Annotated in this window: 26 protein-coding genes; 14 read left to right on the top strand and 12 right to left on the bottom strand. The window is 37.3% G+C overall.

Features of this window, described 5'->3' with window-relative positions:
* Positions 1-338: 338 nt before the first annotated feature.
* Positions 339-803, top strand: a complete 465-nt coding sequence (locus DK857_RS13795) for an OB-fold protein (RefSeq protein ID WP_109394289.1) — start codon at positions 339-341, stop codon at positions 801-803.
* A gap of 355 nt (positions 804-1,158) precedes the next feature.
* Positions 1,159-1,500, top strand: coding sequence for a Grx4 family monothiol glutaredoxin (locus DK857_RS13790; protein WP_109402468.1), 342 nt, complete (start codon positions 1,159-1,161; stop codon positions 1,498-1,500).
* A gap of 122 nt (positions 1,501-1,622) precedes the next feature.
* On the opposite strand, the gene rnt is transcribed toward DK857_RS13790, so the two are convergent.
* Positions 1,623-2,261 carry a ribonuclease T gene (rnt, locus tag DK857_RS13785; protein ID WP_075673239.1) on the bottom strand — a complete coding sequence of 213 codons (639 nt, stop codon included), beginning with the start codon at positions 2,259-2,261 and terminating at the stop codon, positions 1,623-1,625.
* 96 nt (positions 2,262-2,357) lie between these two features.
* Entirely contained in the window at positions 2,358-2,765 is a 408-nt protein-coding gene (gloA, locus tag DK857_RS13780; protein WP_109402467.1) for a lactoylglutathione lyase, read from the bottom strand.
* 185 nt (positions 2,766-2,950) lie between these two features.
* On the opposite strand from gloA, the gene DK857_RS13775 reads away from it, so the two are divergent.
* Positions 2,951-3,190, top strand: a complete 240-nt coding sequence (locus DK857_RS13775; RefSeq protein ID WP_109402466.1) for a DUF1289 domain-containing protein — start codon at positions 2,951-2,953, stop codon at positions 3,188-3,190.
* A gap of 453 nt (positions 3,191-3,643) precedes the next feature.
* Positions 3,644-4,072 carry a transcriptional regulator SlyA gene (slyA, locus tag DK857_RS13770; RefSeq protein WP_075674400.1) on the top strand — a complete coding sequence of 143 codons (429 nt, stop codon included), beginning with the start codon at positions 3,644-3,646 and terminating at the stop codon, positions 4,070-4,072.
* A gap of 311 nt (positions 4,073-4,383) precedes the next feature.
* Here slyA and DK857_RS13765 read toward each other — a convergent pair whose 3' ends face one another.
* A complete protein-coding gene (locus DK857_RS13765; protein ID WP_075672187.1) occupies positions 4,384-4,851 on the bottom strand; it encodes an outer membrane lipoprotein in 468 nt (155 codons plus the stop codon).
* 221 nt (positions 4,852-5,072) lie between these two features.
* On the opposite strand from DK857_RS13765, the gene anmK reads away from it, so the two are divergent.
* The 4 genes from anmK (at position 5,073) to pdxY (ending at position 9,281) form a co-directional block, all read left to right on the top strand.
* Positions 5,073-6,185 carry an anhydro-N-acetylmuramic acid kinase gene (anmK, locus tag DK857_RS13760; RefSeq protein WP_109394292.1) on the top strand — a complete coding sequence of 371 codons (1,113 nt, stop codon included), beginning with the start codon at positions 5,073-5,075 and terminating at the stop codon, positions 6,183-6,185.
* Between the two features lie 43 nt (positions 6,186-6,228).
* A complete protein-coding gene (gene pdxH, locus DK857_RS13755) occupies positions 6,229-6,882 on the top strand; it encodes a pyridoxamine 5'-phosphate oxidase (protein WP_109402465.1) in 654 nt (217 codons plus the stop codon).
* Between the two features lie 132 nt (positions 6,883-7,014).
* Entirely contained in the window at positions 7,015-8,289 is a 1,275-nt protein-coding gene (tyrS, locus tag DK857_RS13750) for a tyrosine--tRNA ligase (protein WP_109402464.1), read from the top strand.
* Between the two features lie 122 nt (positions 8,290-8,411).
* On the top strand, positions 8,412-9,281 hold the full coding sequence (pdxY, locus tag DK857_RS13745; protein ID WP_109394293.1) for a pyridoxal kinase PdxY: 870 nt from the start codon (positions 8,412-8,414) through the stop codon (positions 9,279-9,281).
* Between the two features lie 68 nt (positions 9,282-9,349).
* Here pdxY and gstA read toward each other — a convergent pair whose 3' ends face one another.
* The 9 genes from gstA to pspF all read right to left on the bottom strand — a co-directional run bounded on the left by gstA (position 9,350) and on the right by pspF (position 18,743).
* Positions 9,350-9,961: a glutathione transferase GstA gene (gene gstA, locus DK857_RS13740; protein ID WP_109402463.1), complete on the bottom strand. Its 612-nt coding sequence runs from the start codon at positions 9,959-9,961 to the stop codon at positions 9,350-9,352.
* Between the two features lie 212 nt (positions 9,962-10,173).
* Entirely contained in the window at positions 10,174-10,878 is a 705-nt protein-coding gene (locus DK857_RS13735; protein WP_109394295.1) for a DUF3592 domain-containing protein, read from the bottom strand.
* Positions 10,879-11,122: 244 nt separating this feature from the next.
* A complete protein-coding gene (gene fabI / locus DK857_RS13730; RefSeq protein WP_006537026.1) occupies positions 11,123-11,911 on the bottom strand; it encodes an enoyl-ACP reductase FabI in 789 nt (262 codons plus the stop codon).
* A 207-nt stretch (positions 11,912-12,118) separates the two neighbouring features.
* On the bottom strand, positions 12,119-12,928 hold the full coding sequence (gene sapF / locus DK857_RS13725; RefSeq protein ID WP_109394296.1) for a putrescine export ABC transporter ATP-binding protein SapF: 810 nt from the start codon (positions 12,926-12,928) through the stop codon (positions 12,119-12,121).
* A complete protein-coding gene (sapD, locus tag DK857_RS13720) occupies positions 12,918-13,919 on the bottom strand; it encodes a putrescine export ABC transporter ATP-binding protein SapD (RefSeq protein WP_109394297.1) in 1,002 nt (333 codons plus the stop codon). Before sapD ends, sapF begins: the two co-directional genes overlap by 11 nt.
* Positions 13,919-14,812, bottom strand: a complete 894-nt coding sequence (gene sapC / locus DK857_RS13715; RefSeq protein ID WP_023582324.1) for a putrescine export ABC transporter permease SapC — start codon at positions 14,810-14,812, stop codon at positions 13,919-13,921. Before sapC ends, sapD begins: the two co-directional genes overlap by 1 nt.
* Positions 14,799-15,764, bottom strand: a complete 966-nt coding sequence (gene sapB, locus DK857_RS13710) for a putrescine export ABC transporter permease SapB (protein WP_088496042.1) — start codon at positions 15,762-15,764, stop codon at positions 14,799-14,801. The genes sapC and sapB overlap by 14 nt, the downstream gene beginning before the upstream one ends.
* Positions 15,765-15,767: 3 nt before the next feature.
* Positions 15,768-17,453: an ABC transporter substrate-binding protein SapA gene (gene sapA / locus DK857_RS13705; RefSeq protein WP_109402462.1), complete on the bottom strand. Its 1,686-nt coding sequence runs from the start codon at positions 17,451-17,453 to the stop codon at positions 15,768-15,770.
* Between the two features lie 294 nt (positions 17,454-17,747).
* Positions 17,748-18,743 carry a phage shock protein operon transcriptional activator gene (pspF, locus tag DK857_RS13695; protein ID WP_109394300.1) on the bottom strand — a complete coding sequence of 332 codons (996 nt, stop codon included), beginning with the start codon at positions 18,741-18,743 and terminating at the stop codon, positions 17,748-17,750.
* 215 nt (positions 18,744-18,958) lie between these two features.
* Here pspF and pspA point away from each other — a divergent pair, with 215 nt between their 5' ends.
* The 6 genes from pspA to DK857_RS13665 all read left to right on the top strand — a co-directional run bounded on the left by pspA (position 18,959) and on the right by DK857_RS13665 (position 23,038).
* Entirely contained in the window at positions 18,959-19,627 is a 669-nt protein-coding gene (pspA, locus tag DK857_RS13690; protein WP_072062534.1) for a phage shock protein PspA, read from the top strand.
* A 36-nt stretch (positions 19,628-19,663) separates the two neighbouring features.
* The gene (pspB, locus tag DK857_RS13685) at positions 19,664-19,894 is read left to right on the top strand and encodes an envelope stress response membrane protein PspB (RefSeq protein ID WP_069369279.1); all 231 of its coding nucleotides are present in this window, start codon (positions 19,664-19,666) and stop codon (positions 19,892-19,894) included.
* Complete coding sequence (gene pspC, locus DK857_RS13680) at positions 19,894-20,250, top strand: envelope stress response membrane protein PspC (protein WP_098943052.1); 357 nt, start codon at positions 19,894-19,896, stop codon at positions 20,248-20,250. Before pspB ends, pspC begins: the two co-directional genes overlap by 1 nt.
* A 118-nt stretch (positions 20,251-20,368) precedes the next feature.
* Positions 20,369-20,623 (top strand): peptide permease, encoded by a 255-nt coding sequence (locus DK857_RS13675; RefSeq protein WP_227003174.1) that lies wholly within the window; start codon positions 20,369-20,371, stop codon positions 20,621-20,623.
* Complete coding sequence (locus tag DK857_RS13670; protein ID WP_109402461.1) at positions 20,604-21,998, top strand: YcjX family GTP-binding protein; 1,395 nt, start codon at positions 20,604-20,606, stop codon at positions 21,996-21,998. The genes DK857_RS13675 and DK857_RS13670 overlap by 20 nt, the downstream gene beginning before the upstream one ends.
* Positions 21,995-23,038, top strand: a complete 1,044-nt coding sequence (locus DK857_RS13665) for a YcjF family protein (RefSeq protein ID WP_109394303.1) — start codon at positions 21,995-21,997, stop codon at positions 23,036-23,038. Before DK857_RS13670 ends, DK857_RS13665 begins: the two co-directional genes overlap by 4 nt.
* The last annotated feature ends 3 nt before the right edge of the window (positions 23,039-23,041 follow it).

The following is a 23,041-nucleotide window of genomic DNA, read 5'->3' as shown; positions in this document are numbered from 1 at the left end:
ATCTTGAGTTTTATAATAAATTATATTTTTAAACTACAAACTAAAATAATAATATTAATTTTATAGGTAAAACCAATCGGAATTTGACTGGCTTATTTTTATTTATTTATGGAAGTCTAGGGTGGCAAGATTTTTCTTATTTAAAATAAGTTAACGAAAAGTTATAGTGCTATTTTTTATAATCTATACTGTCAGATCAAAATATTAAGCGATTTAGAAATAGTCATACATTTATCCATAATGTTGGCGAGGGCGTTGTTTTATTTAATTAAAATCGATTTTTATCTTATTGGATTTATATTTTATCTATCTTTTTTTGACTTTATAAAGGAATTTGTATGAAGAAGACGGTGTTATTACTATCTATAATCACATTATTATCAGGGTGTAAAATAAACGAGGCTATTCGTTCAGTTAATAGTGCTGTAAATCAAATCGTTCCATCAATGGAATCTCCAGTAACTGAAGCGACTTATGCGGGAATATGTAAGGACTTTAGTGATAATGAGATTGCGGCGAAGAAAAAATGGAGAGGGAAGTGGGTTATTTTAGAAGGAAGAGTGACCACTATTGCAAGTTTAGAAGAAGTAGTCAGATACGACCTCTATAAACCAACACCACCTAAAGTTGTTGCTATTTCATTTAATAATAAAGCCAGTGCTTCATATACTTTAAAACCAAGTGAAGAAGATAATGTTCTTAAAATTAAGAAAGGACAAACTGCAAAAATAAAAGGTGAAATAAGCGATATTACTTATACACTGGGCTGTTTGATCCTTTTAGAGAACGGAACCATACAGTAATAAGTCATTTCAATTGAACCAATCGATTCGAGCATTGACGATTTTCTTAATTGAAATGCTCTCAGCCTCTTAATTGAGGCTTTTTATTTCTCCTAACATTTTGGTCAGTGATTATGTCAGTAGTAAGAGATGAAATAATAAGATAAAACACACTCATAAGCATCTGTAACGTATTGATTTATTTTTTATGTTTTATTGTGTGTTTTCTCACCAATAGTACTGTAATTTAGTACCAACTTGTTGTTTTATATCGATAACTAAACTTATATAGAGGTTTCTAATATAAAGTGGTATTCTTCTTTCATGTTTTCCCCTATAAAGCATATCGAATATAAAAGGCTGTAAGGACTTACAAATGACGACTATTGAAAAAATTGAACGCCAGATCAACGAAAACCCAATTATTTTATACATGAAAGGTTCACCAAAATTACCAAGTTGTGGTTTTTCTGCTCAGGCAGTTCAAGCTATCTCTGCTTGTGGTGAGCGTTTTGCGTATGTTGATATCCTGCAAAACCCAGATATTCGTGCAGAATTACCAAAATATGCACACTGGCCAACCTTCCCACAATTATGGGTAGATGGTGAATTAGTCGGTGGATGTGACATTATTTTAGAAATGTATCAGCACGGTGAATTACAAAAGTTATTAAAAGAGACTGCTGATAAATATCGTGGTGAAGAAGAAGCACAGTAATTAATTTTTATCGTTTCGGTATTGAAACGTATAAAAATAGTGAGATCTTCAGTAAAAAAGCCAGTTCATCTTTGAACTGGCTTTTTTCTGTTATTCATAAATGTACCAGAGACACCATGACTTTAAGGTGTAGGTAATGGCCATCCACCAAGCTTTTTCCAGCGGTTAACTAATTCACAAAAAAGTAATGATGTGCGATTTGTATCGTATAACGCGCCATGCGCTAATTTGCTATCAAAGGGAATACCAGCAGTGATGCAGGCTTTAGCTAAAATTGTCTGCCCTAATACCAATCCGCTTAAAGCTGCTGTATCAAAGGTGGCAAATGGATGAAAAGGATTGCGTTTTAATCCAGCTCGCTCAGCGGCAGCCATTACAAAGCTGTGATCAAAATTTGCATTGTGAGCCACAATAATGGCGCGATTACAATCTGCATCCTTCATTCCTTTACGTACCATTTTAAAAATGGCATGAAAGGCTTCATATTCACTGACTGCACCACGTAAAGGATTGGTCGGATCAATACCTGTAAATTCTAAGGCTGCTGGTTCAAGATTAGCCCCTTCAAAGGGTTCAACATGAAAATGTAAAGTGTTGTCTGGTTTTAGCCAACCTTGTTCATCCATTTTTAATGTAATAGCGGCAATTTCAAGTAAACCGTCTGTTTTCGCATTAAATCCACCTGTTTCAACATCAATGACAACAGGGTAGTAACCCCGAAAACGGTTACAAAGCTTATTGGGATTATTTATATCAGGCATTAAATTGTACTTATCCGACAAAAAATAGAGTATCGGAAATTGATAATCAGTAAGGCCAGAAAGATAAGCATGTTATCTTTCTGGTTTTAATAAAAATTATTTACCTAGAGCGTGACTTGCACTTTTGTTTTCGATGAGCTCGATTTTGTATCCATCAGGATCTTCAACAAAAGCAATAATTGTTGATCCGCCTTTTACTGGGCCTGCATCACGGGTAACATTACCGCCAGCTTGGCGAATGGTTTCGCAGGTTGCAGCAACATCATCAACTCCTAATGCTACATGCCCAAAAGCAGTTCCCATTTCGTAGCTGTTTACACCCCAGTTATAGGTTAATTCGATAACCGCACCGGTGCTTTCATCACCATAACCAACAAAAGCTAACGAGTATTTATATTCCTCATTCTCGCTAGTGCGTAGAAGTTGCATACCTAAAACCTTGGTATAAAAGTCGATAGAACGTTGCAAATCGCCCACTCGGATCATGGTATGAAGTACTCGCATATAAACCTCTTGTGTTTTTCTAATGATTAAACCCTACAGATAAACTGATGGCGGAGTACTATAACGCGTTAAAGCCCTAAAGTTCAATTTTACTACGCCTTTAACAGTTCAATAAATCATGTTGTGCAGATAATATCTCTATTAACTATACTCTATTGTAACAAACAATAGGGAGGGAAAATCAATTGCAAGAACAATTAGAATTTTTTGATATTCCTAGTCCTTGTATTGGACGTTGCGAAATGAATGCACAAGGATATTGCATGGGGTGTTATCGTAGCCGTCAAGAGCGGTTTAATTGGTCAAAAATGAATCAACATGAGAAAAGAAATATATTACGACTTTGTCAGCAACGTTATTTAAGAACATTAAAAAGAGTGGGTTCTTCAATTGAAAAAGAGAATGAACAACTCAATTTATTTTAAATGTTCCACTTATTTTTTAATATTAAAATAATAATTAACTATCTTTTTAATTCATTGTTTTTATTTATTGTAGTTATGTAGTTTATTATTTTTTCTTTATTAATATAAAGTTATAACTTTAAAGTGTTACTCTGGTTGTTTGTTTTTTTAACCATTTGATAATAATGCTATTTTTATTGTTTTTTAGTGTTGAGTTTAAAATAATAATTATTATTATGTAAAAAAATATAGATTAGTTTTTATAACAAGGTTATTCTTTATGGACTTTCGTTGCTAGAAAGAAATGATTTAATTACATCTGGAAAATAATTACTTATCTAATAAATAGGATTATAACTATATTAGTTATTAAAGGTAATATTTTAATTAAAAAGAATAGGTAAATATTGCATTAAAAATGAATATCTAAACTTTGTAATAAGTTGACTGAAAATGCTAATTAAGGAGAGATAAGTGGAATCAACATTAGGAGCTGATTTAGCGCGTTTAGTTCGATTATGGCGTGCTTTAATTGATCATCGTCTCAAACCGTTAAAATTAACCCAAACCCATTGGGTTACTTTGTATAATATCAGCCAATTACCTCCAGAGCAGTCACAAATCCAATTGGCAAAAGCAATAGGAATCGAGCAACCATCTTTAGTGAGAACCTTAGATCAACTGGAAGAAAAAAAACTGATATGTCGGCATACATGTGCAAATGATCGCAGAGCAAAACGTATAAAATTAACAAAAGAATCTGAGCCTTTTATTAATGAGGTTTACACAGTAATAGAAAAAACGAGACGAGAGATATTGGGTGGTATCCAACTAGAAGAAATCGAAAGGTTAATAGGTACAATCAAAAAATTAGAAAAAAATATAAATAGGCTAAATGACTAATAATTTCAAATTTAATATATATTCTATTTAAATGATATTAATTACATGATGGTAACTATACTCTAAATAATTCAGTACTCAGCTAGATAACAAGTGAATGAGTCACTAGGACATATAAAATATGTAACTGGTGTGAGTAAACGATGTCTACAACACTGAACTTGAAATATGACGAGTATATAACGTAAATCATTATATAGTTTGAATTGTGATAACTAGATTATATATTCGCGCTCTCTTTCGGTTACTTATTATTAAGTCATAAAATAAAACAGGCAACTTTAATGTTGCCTGTTTTTTGTTGCTAATTATTAGCGAGGAGAAACAGTTAAGTTATTTCCGTTACCGATAACGGCAACACGTTGACCTTGGCTGTAAACAGTATTATCTGCTTTTTGAACGATAGCGACAGTTCTACCGCTATCTAAACGAACTTCAATTTGAACACCCTTAGTAGTGTTTAATGCGCCTTGTGCTTGTTGTCCTGCCATACCACCAGCAATTGCACCAGCGGCTGTTGCAAGGTTACGGCCTGTACCACCACCCACAGTGTTACCTAACATACCACCGAGAACGGCACCACCAATCGCACCTAAAATATTCTCATCGCTACCCGCTTGAATATTCACTGCACGCACAGAAACCACTGTACCATAAGTAATATTTTGAGCTTGTTTTGCTTGGCTTGCGGTGTAAGTATCACCGGACAGTGAATTTGTATTCACACAACCAGTAAGTACAGTCATTGTAAAAAGACCAATAAGTAAATGCTTAAACATAGTTACTCCTAAAGAAAACCTGAGGCGAGTTGCTCAGATTATACCAATGTTATCTAGTATCAGTTATAGCTCGTTTTTTGCGTTTGTCGACACTGATTTTAATAATATATAGCTTACTATATAGTAAAGGCCGATAGTAAAAACAGAAGAGATTTCTGAAAAAAGAGAATATAACATTATATGTTAAAAATTTGCATCATCTTGATTATAAGGAAAAGAACATGATAGCAGGGCGGTACATTGGTGTGATGTCTGGCACTAGTTTAGATGGTGTTGATGTTGTATTAGCTGCAATCAATAATAAGTTCGTTGCACAACAAGAAAATCACTTTCTGCCTTACCCACAGAATCTACGCCAACGAATTTTAGCTGTTTGCCAAGGGCAACCTACTACCTTACATGAAATCGGCCTATTAGATGCCCAATTGGGCGAGCTTTATGCGCAAGCAATTATAGAGTTACTTGCAAAAGTAAAACTTAGTGCGAGTGATATTACGGCGATAGGGTGCCATGGACAAACCATTTGGCATGAGCCAGAAAGTGATATGCCATTTACTATGCAAATTGGTGACAACAATCGTGTTGCTGCATTAACAGGAATTACGACGGTTGGTGATTTTCGTCGCAGAGATATTGCTTACGGCGGGCAAGGTGCACCTTTAGTACCTGCTTTTCATCTTGCTGTATTAGGACATTCTGTTGAAAAACGTATTATTTTAAATATCGGTGGTATCGCCAATATTTCATTGTTATTACCTGGTGTTGCAGTTAAGGGCTACGATACAGGTCCTGGAAATATGCTATTAGATAGCTGGAATTGGATCCATAACCAAACACCTTATGATGATAATGGTAAATGGGCTGCTACTGGCACTGTAAACCCAATTTTATTGAAAGATATGCTTTCGGATCCTTACTTTTCGCGTTCAGCACCTAAAAGTACAGGGCGAGAATATTTCAATACACAATGGTTAAATTACCATTTAGCAAGAGTACCTAATGTTTTTCCTGAAGATGTACAGGCAACTTTAGTCGAATTAACTGCAATAAGTATTGTGCAACAGATCCAACTAAACGGTGGATGTGAACGTTTACTCGTTTGTGGTGGTGGGGCGCGTAATGGGCAAATTATGCATCGTTTAGCTTCACTATTACCGGGTACAGAAGTCGCGACAACGGATAAATATGGTTTAAGTGGTGATGACATGGAAGCGTTGGCATTTGCTTGGTTAGCCGCGCGTACTATTGCAAATGAATCAGGGAATTTACCTTCTGTAACAGGGGCATCAAGAGAAACCGTTTTAGGGGCGATTTACCCTACAAATCCTCGTTAAGCGTGATATGCTGAATGCAGTTTCTCAAAAGAGAGAGTGAAAAATGACAGAACTTGATTTTATTGACGTCGCAGATTTACGCCGTGAATATATGAACGGTGGACTACGACGTCATGAATTAACTGAACAGCCGTTAGTTTTGTTTGAAAAGTGGCTAAAGCAGGCTTGCGAAGCGCGTTTGAGTGATCCTACTGCAATGTGTGTCGCAACAGTTGATGAAAATGGGCAACCTTACCAACGTATCGTGTTATTAAAACACTTCGATGAACATGGCTTAGTTTTTTATACCAATTTGGGTAGTCGTAAGGCGAGTCATTTAGAGCACAATCAACGAGTTAGTTTATTATTTCCTTGGTATCCCTTAGAAAGACAAGTTTGTTTTTTAGGGAAAGCAGAAAAACTTTCTCCTATTGAAGTGATTAAATATTTCCATAGCCGCCCTAAAGATAGCCAAATTGCGGCCTGGGCTTCTCAACAGTCTTCTCGCATTTCCGCAAGAGGTGTGTTGGAAGGTAAGTTCTTGGAATTAAAACAGAAATTCCAAAATGGAGAAGTGCCGTTACCGAGTTTCTGGGGTGGATATCGTGTGACATTTGATTCTGTTGAATTTTGGCAAGGTCGAGAAAATCGTCTGCACGATCGCTTTATCTACCAAAAATCACCACAAGGATGGGACATTGAGCGATTAGCACCTTAATAGTGTGTTAATAAATTTGCCTCAAAAAGTCTTTTTCTACTGGTACTTAATGTAGTGGCGCTTTATGCTATACCACTTATGTTTCACTTATATTTTAAATAGACAAAAAACAATAAACCGATGGAGTCATTGATGTCTAGCAAGAACCTAATCACACAATTGCAGGAGCGTGGGCTAATAGCTCAGGTCACGGATGAGGCAGCTTTAGTAGAGCGTTTGGAGCAAGGTCCTGTCGCTCTCTATTGTGGCTTCGATCCTACCGCTGATAGCCTGCATTTGGGGCATTTGGTTCCTTTGCTGTGTTTAAAACGATTCCAACTAGCCGGGCATAAGCCTGTGGCGTTGGTGGGTGGTGCAACGGGTCTAATTGGTGATCCTAGTTTTAAAGCCACCGAGCGCAAACTGAATACCCAAGATACTGTTCACGAATGGGTAGAAAAAATTCGTAAGCAGGTGTCACCTTTCTTAGATTTCAACAGTGGTGAAAACAGTGCGGAATTAGCAAACAACTATGACTGGTTCGGTCAAATGGATGTGCTGACATTCCTGCGTGATATCGGTAAACACTTCTCTGTGAACCAAATGATCAACAAAGAAGCGGTTAAACAGCGTTTAAACCGTGACGATGTGGGTATCTCTTTTACTGAATTCGCCTATAACCTATTACAAGCTTATGACTTTGCGTCATTAAATACGCATTTGGGTGTTGAATTACAAATCGGTGGCTCTGATCAGTGGGGTAATATCACTTCAGGTATCGATTTAACCCGTCGTTTCAATCAGAAACAAGTATTTGGTATGACCGTACCATTAATTACTAAATCTGATGGAACTAAATTTGGTAAGACAGAAGGCGGTGCGGTTTGGTTAGATCCTAAGAAAACCAGCCCATACAAATTCTACCAGTTCTGGATCAATACAGCGGATGCTGACGTTTATCGCTTCTTGAAATTCTTCACATTTATGAGTATTGAAGAAATTAATGCACTTGAAGAGGAAGATAAAAATAGCGGTCAAGCGCCTCGTGCTCAGCGTGTATTAGCAGAATTGGTTACTGGTTTAGTTCATGGTGAAGAGGGTTTAATCGCCGCTAAACGTATTACTGAAAGCTTATTCTCTGGTGCAATTGCAGACTTAACACAAGCTGACCTTGAGCAATTAGCACAAGACGGTATGCCAACTATTGAGTTAGAAAAAGGCAGTGATTTGCAACAAGCGCTGGTTAACGCAGAATTAGTTCCTTCTCGTGGTCAGGCTCGTACAATGATTGGCTCTAACGCAGTTTCAATTAATGGCGAAAAACAGGACAATCCTGAATACGTCTTTGAAGAAAAAGATTTCTTATTTGGTCATTACTCCATTTTACGTCGCGGTAAAAAACATTACTGCCTCGTTATCTGGAAATAATTGACAGTAAAGGGCAGCCGGTGAGTTGCCCTTTTTCTTAATAACAATAAATAAACGTATATACCTCGCCTATGATGATAAAGCTTGGGTGTTGTGTGTATTCACAATAATCGGTTTATGTCATGAAAAATATACTCTCTATTCAGTCACATGTTGTTTTCGGTCACGCAGGTAACAGCGCCTCTGAGTTCCCAATGCGTCGTATGGGGGTGAATGTTTGGCCTCTAAATACAGTGCAATTTTCAAATCACACGCAATATCCAGAAAAATGGACTGGGTGTGTTATGTCAGCAGAGCACATTACTGAGATTGTTGATGGTATTGCCGCAATCGGTAAACTCTCACAATGTGATGCAGTGTTAAGTGGTTATTTAGGATCGGCTGAACAAGGTTTGCGTATTGTTGATATTGTGAAAAAAGTGAAACAAGCGAATCCTAACGCATGGTATTTCTGTGATCCTGTAATGGGACATCCTGAAAAAGGGTGTATTGTTCCTCCTGCTGTTTCAGGTGTACTGTGTGAAGAAGCATTACCTATCAGTGATATTATTGCACCTAACTTATTAGAGCTTGAAACATTAAGTGGTGGCAAAGTCCTTCATAATGTTGATGAGTGCGTAAATGCTGCTCGTGAATTGTGTAAACAAGGCCCTAAAGTTGTATTAGTAAAACACTTATCACGTGCTGGATATCGTCATGATCGCTTTGAAATGCTGTTAGTAACCGCGGAACACAGCTGGCATGTTAGCCGTCCATTAGTCGATTTTGGTGAGCGTCAACCTGTGGGTGTTGGTGATTTAACCAGTGGTTTAATGCTGGTGGATTTACTCAAAGGTGTTGAATTACAAACCGCATTAGAGCACGTTGCCGCAGCAGTTTATGAAGTGATGCTAAAAACAAAAGAGATGAATGAGTATGAACTGCAACTAGTTGCTGCTCAAGATCAAATGGTGCATCCAACACATAGATTTTGTGCAACACAATTAGATTAATAGTGCTATAACAAGCTTAAAAAATAGCTCAAATTATTTTATATAACTTGAGCTATTTAAATCAAAAGTTACTCTTTAATTAACCCTTCAGTTACTAGTGCACTGTGTACATTAGGGCGTTGTGCAATACGTTTTAGGTAGTTTTGTAGATGTGTTAAATCAGTTAAATCTAAACCAACATGTGGCGCCCATTGGCTTAATGTGAATAAATAGGCATCAATAACCGTAAAATGCTCACCACATGCACATTTTTGTTTGCTCAATACATCATTAATGTAAGTGAATTTACTTTTTAATTTAGTTTTAACGACAGGTATATAGCTTTCAGGTGTATCTGGTGAAAATAGCGGGCCATAGCCTTTATGTACTTCACTTGCGAGAAAGTTTAACCACTCAATTTGATGGTAACGTTCTAGTGATTTTGGTGGTGCAATTAAATTTCTATCAGGTTTTAAGTCTGCAAGATATTGAACAATAGCAACACCTTCAGTCAAAATATCACCATTATCTAATTGAAGAACAGGGACTTGGCCTTTTGGATTGATGGTTAGAAAGTCTTTCCCCGACTCTGTCTTCTTAGCCTGTAAATCGATACGCTCTATTGAAAAATCTAAACCTGTTTCACGTAAAACGATATGAGGGGAAAGCGAGCAACTACCTGGCGTGTAGTACAATTTCATGTTGAATAGCTCCCTATCAATAAGGTGGTGAATTAACTTACAGATATCAGAATATCTTCATTAATATAAGATGATAAAAGGTTCTAAGAAATTAGCAAACTCAAATGATGCGAATAAAAAAGGCTTTTGTAAATCTGTGAACAAGGCTGTTAATTGATGAAAATATACGAAATAAATACTCCTTATATTAATAACATATAAGGAGTATTTTATTATGACTCTTCAAACGAAGGTAAGAATGAAATATCAAGGTAATAAATTTTGGGATTCTTTTTATCAACATAGACTGTAACAAGCTCTCTATTAATATAAGGTGTGGGATCAAAGAAGATATAACCACTCTTGTAACGAATCAATCGATTGTTTAATGTATCATGATAATCAGCAATAATTTGATAGGGAGAGCGGTGATTAAAACTGATATTACTATTAATAATAATTTCAGAAATTTTCACATTAATAGGCATTCCATCACGTTTTAATCGTTGATCCCTTGTAGCTCTTCTTCTGATAAAATACAAGGGGATAAGCCCTATTGATGCAAATACCAATCCGAAAATACTTAATATAGTCCCAGCACCATATAAGCCTAAAAAGTTGTTAATAGTCGCTCTTTGTGGATCACTTGGGAGATAAATAACATTAATTTTTTCACCAAGATAAAAGCGGGATTGACTGCCACCTTCTGGTGAACGAAACGTTATTTCTCTATTATCTTCAGTATAGAATTGAATAATAGGGTGATAAAAATAGTTACCATCAGAAGATTTACTCACACTTTGGTCAATAACAACACCAGTTGTTTCTATTCCATTCCTTACTACATTTAATTCAGATTTAATAACAAATAAAGCTACAACAAAAATAATCGCACCAATAAGAGCAAAAATATAAAACAGAAATTTAAATTTCTTCATACATTAAATCCTTTTATTAATAGATTATTATCTTATCGCTAATATACAAAAAGATTATAGGAATAAGCTAAAAAACAAAAGTGAAATCTATCTAATACGTAGCATTATTAAAAATAAAAGGGATAAGGGAGATATTAGATAAAAATTCGATAGTTAATGGAGTTAAGAAGAGTAAAAATAGTAGAACAACATAAAAAAACCAGCCTTAACAATGAGGCTGGTTTTTATTATTCATAGAATAGAATTATTTCAGTTCTAATTCATTCATAGCAGCGATGCTGAAACCACCATCTACGTGAACGATTTCACCTGTAATACCACCAGATAAGTCAGAGCATAAGAATGCTGCTGTATTACCTACATCTTCGGTTGTTACAGTGCGACGCAGAGGAGTGACTGACTCGCAATGGCTTAACATTTTACGGAAATCTTTGATACCAGATGCCGCTAATGTACGGATTGGGCCAGCAGAGATACCGTTAACACGAATACCTTCAGGACCCATAGCATTTGCCATATAACGAACGTTAGCTTCTAAAGAAGCTTTCGCCAGCCCCATAACGTTATAGTTAGGGATTGCACGTTCAGCACCTAAATAAGTCAGAGTTAACAGAGCTGAGTTTGGATTTAGCATTTCACGGCTTGCTTTCGCCATAGCAACGAAGCTGTATGCACTGATGTCGTGAGCAATTTTAAAGCCTTCACGAGTTACTGCATTAACGTAGTCGCCATCTAATTGGTCAGCAGGAGCAAAACCGATAGAGTGAACAAAACCATCATATTTTGGCCAAACTTTTGCAAGTTCTGCATACATAGTATCGATGCTTTCGTCTTTTGACACATCACACTCTAATACGATATTTGAGTCTAATGATGCTGCAAATTCTTCAACGCGTGGTTTCAGTTTTTCATTTTGGTAAGTAAATGCAAGTTCTGCACCTTGGTCACGCATAGCTTTGGCAATACCATAAGCAATTGATAATTTACTAGCAACACCAGTAATAAGAATGCGTTTGCCGGTCATAAAGCCCATAGCTGTATCCTTGTTTTTTCGTAAATCGCGATAATAACATCATTCACAGTTTTATTTATCTGTTAGGTTATCACGCTTATTGTTAATAAACGTGGCTGATTCTACCACGACATTTGTAAATTTGTTTAATTTCCCTAGCACCTCCGAGGAGTTAAGGGAAAAGGGTGAAATAATGTGCAATCAACATTATGCCTATATTGTTTACACTTAAATTAAATCTTGGCGCCAAGCTTCTGCTGTTAAGGCTTCACCAAAGTGACTAGCGACTAATCTTCGTGTGACTTCATGTAATGGCGATGCAAGAACTTCTGCTGTATTGCCACGTTCAACGACTTCACCATTATCCATCACAATAATTTTATCGCTAATATGTTTTGTCATGCCTAAGTTTTGTGTCACATAAATATAGGCAATATTATGAGTCTCTTGCAGTTCTAACATCAAATTTATAATTTGTGAGCGCAAAGACATATCCAGCGAAGCTATAGCTTCATCGGCAATAATAACTTGAGGTTGTAATATTAATGCTCGTGCAAGCGCAATTCGTTGGCGCTGGCCTGATGCAAACATATGAGGATAATAGTTTGCATGTTCAGGTAAAAGGCCCACTTGGCGTAATGTTTGATAAATTCGTTTCTCACGCTCAATTGCACTTAAGTCTGTATTCAGGCGTAAAGGGATTTCTAATGTTTGACCGATACGCTGGCGTGGGTTTAATGAGTTAGTGGGATCTTGAAATATCATTCTAATTCGCTGACTACGATAAGGGTAATCACCAAAAGTTAGTTGATGTCCATTAATAAAGATATCACCACCCGTAGGCTCAGTCACACCTGATAGCATTCTCGCGAGTGTAGATTTTCCTGAACCATTAGCGCCAATAATGGCTAAAGTTTGCTTGGGTTCTAGCGTAAAACTTATAGGTTTTACGGCTTCTAACTGTTGACGCCGAAATAATCCAGTACGATAACGAAATGTCTTTGATAGGTTTTTTACCTCAAGCAGTTTATCGAACATCAGTTGGCTCCACATTTAATGGAAAATGACAAGCCACGGCATGGTTTTTAAATAAACGTAACCGAGGTGCTTCAATACATTGTCGCTGTGCATAAGGGCAACGAGGCCCTAAACGGCAACCCACAGGTAAATGCTCAAGTGAGGGGATTGCACCGGGTAATGTATTTAAACGGCTCTTATGTGCCAATGAGTTGGTAAAGTCAGGAATAGAGCGGATCAACGCTTGAGTATAAGGATGATAAGGTGTTATTAACAACTCGTCAGGGGATGCTGTTTCGACAGTTTGCCCACAATACATAACCGTAATTTTATTCGCCAATTTACTCATCCATTGCAAATCATGGCTAATCAACAAAATGGTCATATTGTTATTTTGATTGAGTCGAGTCAGTAAACGAAAGATTTGGGTCTGTGTTGCGGGTTCCATTGCGTTAGTAGGTTCATCCGCAATCAGTAATCGAGGTTGATTTGCAATAGCAATAGCAATCATCACTTTTTGGCATTCACCCTCAGTTAATTCATAAGGGTAGCTGCGCATAATGTCTTTATGATCTTTAATACCCACACGGTGCAATAATTCAATTGCGCGGCGTTTTCGCCAATGAAATCGTTGCCACCAATGTCCTTTAAAAGTCCAGCCAGGAATTGCCTGTATAAGCTGCTGCTCAATTTTTGTGGCAGGATCAAGACAAGATTGTGGCTCTTGGAAAATCATTGATACATTATGGCCAATGACACGACGCCGTGCTCTGGGTGATAATTTAAGTAAGTCGATATCATCAAAACGGAAACGATCGGCTGTCACGTTGATATTATCTTTCGTAACGCCACAAATTGCTTTTGCAATTAAGCTTTTACCTGATCCCGATTCGCCAACAAGGCCTCTCACTTCACCTTCATTTAAGGTAATAGAAACACGATCTACCGCTTTTACTGGGCCATCGGGAGTCATAAATTCAATGGTTAAATTGCGTATATCCAATAAAGGCATTATTCAACTCCCTCATTTATTGCACGCTGTAAACCATCACCTAAAAGGTTCACCAGTAAAACGCTTATCATAATAGTGGCGCCCGGAATTAAAACTGTCCAAGGAGCAACATAAATTAACTCTAAGGAATCGCCTAACATCGCTCCCCATTCGGGTGAAGGAAGTTGAGCACCTAAATTGAGAAAACCTAATGCTGTAATATCAAGAATAGCAATTGAGAATGCGCGTGTTAATTCAGAAACTAATACAGGCGTGATATTAGGTAGTACGGTGTACCATAAAATGGAAATGTTTGATGCACCATCAAGTCGAGAAGCAATCACATACTCTTTGTTTAATTCATCATTAACAGCAGAGTAAATCATTCTGACTAAACGAGGTAACAGCGCCAACCAAATCGCTATCATGGCATGACCAAGACTTGTTCCTACAAAAGCTACAACAATAATAGCAAGTAGCAGGGATGGAATTGATAATAAAGTGTCTAATATATGATTAAGAATGGCGGATTTTAAGCCATGGGTCATGCCTGCAAAACAGCCGATAATTAATCCCATTAGTGTTGCTGCAAAAGTGACAATAAATGCGCCACCAAAGGTCATGCTTGTACCAATTAAAATTCGGCTAAATACATCGCGCCCTAAATCATCTGTACCAAAAAAATAGGAGACATTGCCGTTTTGATACCAAGACGGTGGCGTTAGTTGATGACCAAAAAACTGTTGATCAAGCGCATAAGGCGCAATATAAGGGCCTATAATACTGAGCACTAAGAGAAAAAGAACGCCATAAAATCCTACCATTGAGATAACGTCTTTAGAAAAACATTGCCAAATCACCGCTGCAGGTGTGGGTGTTTTTTTCTCTTTATAAAATTGGCTATCTAAAGGCATATCCCACCTTGTGTTTCATCGGGTTGCTCATTGCGCCCACAATATCGGATAAGACGTTGACGATAATGACCATTGAACCCACCAACATTACACCAGCTGAAATAGCAGAATAATCTTGTTGGCGGATTGCTGTGACTAACCAACGACCAAGCCCTGGCCAGTTAAATACAATTTCTGTCACCATAGTGAGTGTAAGCATGGTAGAGAACTGTAAGCCTAATTTAGGGATGATAGGGGGTAAAGCATTATGAAGAATATGGCGACGAATAATTGTAAAACGTGAGAGACCTCGAGTCGCGGCTGCCTTCACGTAGTTTTCTGACATAATTTCTTCCGTACTGTTTCGCATTAATCGAATAACTTCAGTGGTTGGTGCAATAGCCAGCGTTATTACGGGTAAAATTAGATGTTGTAATACATTAATGATCATTTGTTGGCGATAAGGTGAATCAGATAACCATGCATCCACTAATGCAATGCCAGTAATAGGTTGCAAGTTATAAAGCAAATCAATACGACCTGAAACAGGTAGCCAACCTAATTTTAATGAAAAGAATAGAGTTAACAGCAATGCAAGCCCAAATACAGGGACAGAAAAACCTAAGAGCGCGAAGTTACTGATAATAATATCAGCGGATTTATTACGCCAAACCCCAGCAATAATACCAGCAGGAATACCTACAATAAGGGCAAAAAGAAAGGCTAATGTACAAAGCTCCATGGTTGCTGGAAGTGCTTCCACTAATTGTGCTTTTATAGGTTCACCATTGATAGAGGAAATACCAAAATCAAAGTGGATCATATTATGGGCATAAAAAAAGTAGGCATCGGTGAGTGATGCACCACTTAACGGGGCATTGGGCGTGTAATAGCTGAGGCTAAAGCTCACTAGCGACAAAAAGAACAGAGTCACAAGTAATAAAAGTAATCGACGTATTGAATAAATAATCATGGATTATTCTATAGCCTCTTTCTTGTGAGTTTGTTCGTTTACTTCTGCCTCTCGATAAACACCAGCAAAAGACGCATTACCAAAGGTACTTAATACCAATCCTTTAATATCATAACGATATGCTTGCATACGTAAAGAATTAGCTAAAGGTAATACCGGTAACTCTTGAGCAAGAACATCCTGAGCTTCATGATAATAATCCATTCTTGAAGCAAGTTGCTGACTATAAAGCGCTTTTTTCAAAATATCATCAAAACTAGGTAAACACCAATGACTCAAGTTAGTTTGTGAGCCAATGGCTGCACAGCTAAAGAGAGGACGGAAAAAACTATCGGGATCGTTACTGTCAGTTGACCAACCAGATAGGGTCATATCATGGGTGCGATCCATCATACTCGTTTCTTGATATCGACCTTCAATAGGCCGAATATTCATTTGAATACCAACTTGCGCTAAGTCTGCTTGAATAAGTTCAGCCATTTTTAATGGGCTTGGGTTATAAGATTGCGAAGCGCTAGGTACCCAAAGATTTAATTTCAGCCCATCAAGGCCTAGTTCTTTAAGGATTTGTTTCGATTTCTCAGGATTATACTCTGTAATTTTTGCTCGGTTATCATAAGCCCAAGATGCACGAGGAAGTACTGATGCTGCCGTTTCAGCCGTACCATAATAAATAGACTCCATTAAACGTTCATTATTAATGGCATAAGCAATAGCTTGACGAACTTTAAGATCATTGAGTGGTGGTTTACTGGTGTTAAAGGCTAAATAAGCGATATTCATACCAGAACGCAACGTTAATCTTAGTCGCGGGTCGTCACGTAAGACTTTTAATTGGCTTGCCGCTGGATAGGCTAGAACATCACATTCACCCGTGAGTAATTTAGATATACGGCCTGTACCACCTGCACCCATATCAATAACAATCTGTTGCATCTTTGGTTGGCCTTTCCAGTAATCTTTATTTCTAAACAAACGAACAAATTGTCCCGGCTGATATTCATCTAAAAAGAAAGGACCTGTTCCTACTGGTTTCCAATCAAGCAGCGATTGATCGCCTGATTTTTCTAAATTCTGCGCGTATTCAGCAGAAAGAATAGGGGCGTAATGTGTTGCTAAATGCCATAGAAAAGAAGCGTCAGGCTCTTTTAAACTAAATTCTACCGTATATTGGCCTAGTCTTTTTATCGATTTGATATTATTGGCAAAACTTAAGCTGTCAAAATAGGGATATTTACCGCCATTAACTTGATTGAAAGGATTTTGTGGATTAATCATCCTTTCAAAACTAAAAATAACATCATCAGCGGTAAGTTTTCGTGTTGGTGTAAACCAAGATGTTTGTTGAAAAGAGACATTTTTACGTAAATAAAAGCGGTAGGTCGCGCCGTTATCTAATGCTTCCCATCGAGCTGCGATTTCAGGGATCAAACGATAAGTGTAAGGGTCAACATCTAAAAGACGGTCATAGAGCTGTGCAGCTAGAGGATCAATAATTAATCCACTACTTGATAATTGTGGATTAAAGGTATTTACACTGCCATCAACACAATAAACAAAGCCATTTTGATTAATTGGAGTTGGCTCAAGCGTTATAGATGGCGCTTGTGTTTTGGGTGCTACATCCGCGATACAAGTTGCACTTGTAAAGGTGAGTAGCAAAGTACCAATAAATAAAATAGGGCGCATAAATAATGTCTTTTAGAGAAACGATTTTGCTATTGTAACTTAAAAAACTTTCTATCCCCAAATAGTCAAAAAAAACAAAGTGAGAAAAATTCTCAATAAAATGCTTTACAAACGCTAATGATAAAGATTATCATCCGTATTGTCCTTTGTCGGTAAGAGGTTTTCCGTCAAGGGCACGACATTGCTCACATTGCTTCCAGTATTTTTTTACTAGCCAGCTCGGGTGCTGGCTTTTTTTTTGTCTACTGTTTACTAGATTCTCTAGTGATTTAAAAAACTAAATTTATCAATATATTAAGTTATTATTTGATGCTTTTTAATTAACCCTCTAAATTGATCGTAGCTTAGTGATAATTTTTCAGCCGCCTCTTTCTGGTTATATAAACATTCTTTTAATGCTTCATTTACTAATTTTTTTTCTACATCATTTTGCCATTGGCGTAAATTCAACGGTAATGTAGGTATTGAAAAATTTTCTTTAGATGAGTTTTTTAATATGGGTGTTTTTGGTGTTTGAAGTCCAGCAAAGGGATCAATAATAATATTATTGAGTACATTATCACTGGTTCCATGACGATAAACTGAACGTTCAACAACATTTTTTAGCTCACGAATATTACCTGGCCACGAATAATCCAAAAGTACTTGGCACGCATTATCACTAAAACCAGGAAAGAAGGGTAAACCTAACTCTTGACACATTGAGATAGCAAAATTTTCAGCAAGCAACATAATATCTGCTCGTCGCTCTCTTAATGGCGGGAGCCTAATCACATCAAACGCCAATCTATCGAGTAAATCGGCTCGAAATTTACCTTCCTCTGCCATTGCGGGTAAATCTGCATTTGTCGCGCAAATAAGCCTAACATCAACATGTAGAGATTGACTGCCTCCAACACGCTCTAAATGACCATACTCAATGACGCGCAAGAGCTTTTCTTGTACAAGCATAGGCGCTGTCGCCAGTTCATCAAGAAAAAGAGAACCGCCATCAGCACGCTCAAAACGGCCTTGATGACGATTTTTAGCGCCCGTAAAAGCACCGGCTTCATGACCAAATAGTTCAGAATCAAGTAAATTATCATTGAGTGCAGAGCAGTTGATTGAAATAAAAGGCCCTTGCCACCAAGGAGCAAGATAGTGTAATCGATGAGCGATCAACTCTTTACCTGTACCTCTTTCACCAATAATTAATACAGGTTTTTTTAATTGAGCAAGTGCTGAAGTTTGTTCTAATACATCAATAAATTGATTATCAACGCCGATTATTGTCTCTAAATTCTCATTCATTGGTTAAATTCACCATATTGAGGTGTTTTTTGCCAGTTTATCAGGTGTTCGAAAAATAGGCGAATAATATAAATCGCTAATTATTAATAGTTTAAGTGAATTTCAAAAGTTGGCACGCAAATTGTATTAATTAAAGTAAGCAGGGCGTTACGACAGTGCGCCATTATTGAAATAATTCAACGTTACTAATTAGCATAGCTATTAAGGATGACATCATGGGTATATTTTCACGTTTTGCTGACATTATTAATGCCAACATCGCTTCTTTATTAGATAAAGCGGAAGATCCTGAGAAAATGATCCGCTTAATGATCCAAGAAATGGAAGATATGTTAGTTGAAATTCGCACAACTTCTGCACGTACTTTAGCTGAAAAGAAAGGACTAGAACGCCGTATCGAACAAGCTGAAAAACAGATGAAAGACTGGCAGGATAAAGCAGAGTTGGCTCTTATTAAGGAAAAAGAAGATTTAGCTCGTGCGGCATTAATCGAAAAACAACGTGTAGCATCAGTTAATGACACATTGAAACACGAACTCATTATTATTGATGAAACGTTAACTCGTTTAAAAGGTGAAATTAGCGAGTTAGAAAATAAACTGACTGAAACACGCGCAAAACAGCAGTCTTTAGTTGTGCGTCATCAAGCAGCAAACTCATCTCGCCAAGTTCGTCGTCAATTAGACAGTGGCAAAATGGATGCAGCAATGGCGCGTTTTGAGCAATTTGAACGCCGCATTGATCATATGGAAGGTGAAGCTCAAAGTTACGGGTTAGGTAAAGAGAAATCATTAGACCAACAGTTTGCTGAATTAAAAGCTGATGACGAAATTAGCGCGCAATTAGCGGCATTAAAAGCTAAAATCAATATCAACAAAGAGTAACAGCAAGCGTAATAACCATCTTATAAAGGATATGTAATGGGCTATATATTTCTGGGAATACCACTGACCATTTTTATTTTGTTTATTCTCCCTATCTGGCTGTGGTTGCATTACAACAGTCAGAAAGGTGGAGGTAATGTTCAGCTAACCCAACAAGAAATGCAGCGACTGAGCGCGCTGGTGGATAAGGCTCAGCAAATGCAGGAGCGCATTAAGACATTAGAACAAATACTTGATGCAGAACATCCTAACTGGAGGCAATCATAATGACGATGCAGAGCAAACAATTGTATCGCTTGCCACAAGAGGGCGTGATCCGTGGCGTATGCGCAGGCCTAGCCCATTATTTTAATATTCCTGTTTTACTTGTCAGGGTTATTGCGGTGATTGCGCTGTTTGCTGGCTTTTTCGGTTTAACTATTATTGCTTATCTTGTCTTAAGTTTCTTTATGGAGCCCGCTCCTGCTAATTACCAGCAAGGTGAAAATCAGCAAGAGAGCTTAAAAGAAATTTTAAGCGGAGTTGATAATCAATTGATGCAAGGTGAAAAACGTTTACAACAAATGGAACGTTACATTACCTCTTCTACTTATCAGTTAAATAAACGCTTTCGAGATTTGTAATATTTTTGCCATTTAATCACATAAGACGCTCCTAAAATGGAGCGTCTTTCTTTCAAGTCGTTTGTCTTTTCAACGCTTATATTATGAGAGAGTAAAATTTTTGATTGAGGAGCGTATTGTGAATTCTAATCAAGTATTCGTTTCTTTAAAAACAAATAAACTCACCCAATTAGCCAAAAAAGGGTTAACATTTGGGTTAATGTTATTCACTTTATTTGGGCCAGCAGCAATTACAGGCGGTATATTAAAAAGAGTAAGTAGCAAACCGCTACGTTGGCTGGTTCTATTGATAGCTGAACCTGTTATTAAGGCAGGTTTAAATAAGCTATCGCGTCAAGTGTCTTGGGAGAAACATGAAACGCCTACAAAATGAACTTACAGCTTTTATTAATCGCGGTGTTGATAGACATCTTCGTTTGGCCGTAACGGGATTAAGTCGAAGTGGTAAAACAGCATTTATTACCTCGTTAGTTAATCAACTTATTAATGTGCACACTGGGGCGCGTTTACCGCTATTTTCGGCAGCACGAAATAAGCAGCTACTAGGTGTAAAGCGTATTCCTCAACATAATTTAAATATTCCCCGTTTTACTTATGATGAAGGTATGGAGTCGCTTTATCATACGCCTCCAAGTTGGCCTGTTCCTACTAAAGGGGTTAGTGAAATTCGTTTACAGCTTCGTTATCGTTCTAATGAATCTTTAACACGTTTTATAAAAGAGACATCTTCACTTTATTTAGAAATTGTTGATTATCCCGGCGAATGGTTATTAGATTTACCTATGCTCGAACAAGACTATTTTGAATGGTCAGATCAAATAAATAAGGTCAATCGCCAAAGAACATCACCAGAACAAAATTGGCAATTACTTCTTAAAAAGTGTGATCCCTTTGCACCAGCTGATGAAACGTTATTAGCTGATATTGCCTCTGCTTACACTGATTATTTATTAGCATGTAAAAAAGAAGGGCTTCATTTTATTCAACCAGGACGCTTTGTATTACCGGGTGAATTAGCGGGAGCACCTGTTTTGCAATTTTTCCCTTGGGCTGATTTACAAAAATATGATATTGCTAAATTAAAGAACGCAGATAAACGTACTAATATTAGCATGCTTAAACAGCGTTATGAATATTATGGACAGCATGTGGTAAAAGGCTTTTATCGTGATCATTTCCAAGGATTTGATAGACAAATTGTTTTGGTTGATTGCCTACAACCTTTAAATCAGGGAGCGGATGTTTTTAATGATATGCGCCAAGCATTAACACAATTAATGCGCAGTTTTCATTATGGAAAAAGAACCTTACTTAGACGCTTATTTTCACCTTGTATCGATAAACTTTTATTTGCAGCCACAAAAGCTGACCATATCACTGTTGATCAACATGAAAATTTAGTGTCATTGCTCCAACAGCTTATTCAAGATGCTAAACAAAATGCTATTTTTGAAGGGATCAGCATTGATTGCATGGGGCTTGCTTCTATTGCAGCGACTGAAAGTGGGATCGTTGATCATCACGGTGAAAAAATTCCAGCATTAAAAGGTTTCCGCTTAAGCGATAACAAACCGTTGGTGTATTTCCCTGGTGAGGTTCCTAAGCGATTACCTGAAAAAGCATTTTGGGAAAAACAAGGTTTTAGTTTCGAATCTTTTAGACCACAGCAAATATCAAGAGATAGTGCGGTTCCTCATATTCGTATGGATAGTGCAATGGAATTTTTGTTAGGGGATAAATTAAAATGAATGAGCCATTAAAATCGCGAATTGATTTTAAAGAGCCCATACTTCAAGAAGAAGTCATCTTGAAAAAAGGTGTTGGCTTTAATGAAAATGAGCAATTTTTACCTATTGATCCACAATTAGATGAAGAGAATGAAGGGCAATTAGAAGGTGATGTTCAATCAATTTTAAAACCGAAAAAAAGTGTCTGGAAACGGTTATTAACGATTGCGAGTACCATTTTAGGGGTTAGTGTTATTGCTCAAACTGGACAATGGATTTATGACTCATGGACAAATTCTGACTGGATTGCGTTGGGTGCAGCCAGTGCAGGCGGGTTAATTGTTGTTGCTGGAATAGGATCAGTTATAACAGAGTGGCGTCGTATTTATCGTTTACGTCAACGCGCAGATGAAAGAGATAAAGCAAAAGAATTACTTTATAGCCATGCGATGGGGAACGGTCGACCATTTTGCGAAAAGCTCGCTAAACAAGCGGGTATTGGCTCTCAACATCCAGCATTAATTCGTTGGCAAAGTGCATTACATGACACACATAATGATAAAGAGGTATTAGAACTTTATAGCCAACTTGTTCAACCTATTTTAGATAAACAAGCAAGGGCCGAAATTAGCCGTTCTGCCGCTGAATCAACCTTAATGATCGCGGTTAGTCCACTAGCGATGGTTGATATGGCCTTTATTGGTTGGCGTAATATCCGTTTAATTAATCGCATAGCGGAAATTTACGGTATCGAATTAGGCTACTATAGTCGTTTAAAACTCTTTCGCCTTGTTCTGGTTAATATTGCATTTGCGGGTGCGACAGAACTGGTTAGAGAAGTCGGAATGGACTGGCTTTCACAAGATCTTGCAGCTCGATTATCAACAAGGGCTGCTCAAGGTATTGGAGCCGGTTTACTAACGGCACGCTTAGGAATAAAAGCAATGGAACTATGCCGTCCTTTACCGTGGATTGATGATAATAAACCTAAGTTAGGCGATTTTAGAAAAGAGCTAATAGGAAAATTAAAAACTACAATTGGTGGCAAGAAAAAGGAATAAATT

Source organism: Proteus terrae, from assembly GCF_003144325.1.
Taxonomy (GTDB): Bacteria; Pseudomonadota; Gammaproteobacteria; order Enterobacterales; family Enterobacteriaceae; genus Proteus; species Proteus terrae.
This window is presented reverse-complemented; position numbering and strand designations above follow the sequence as displayed.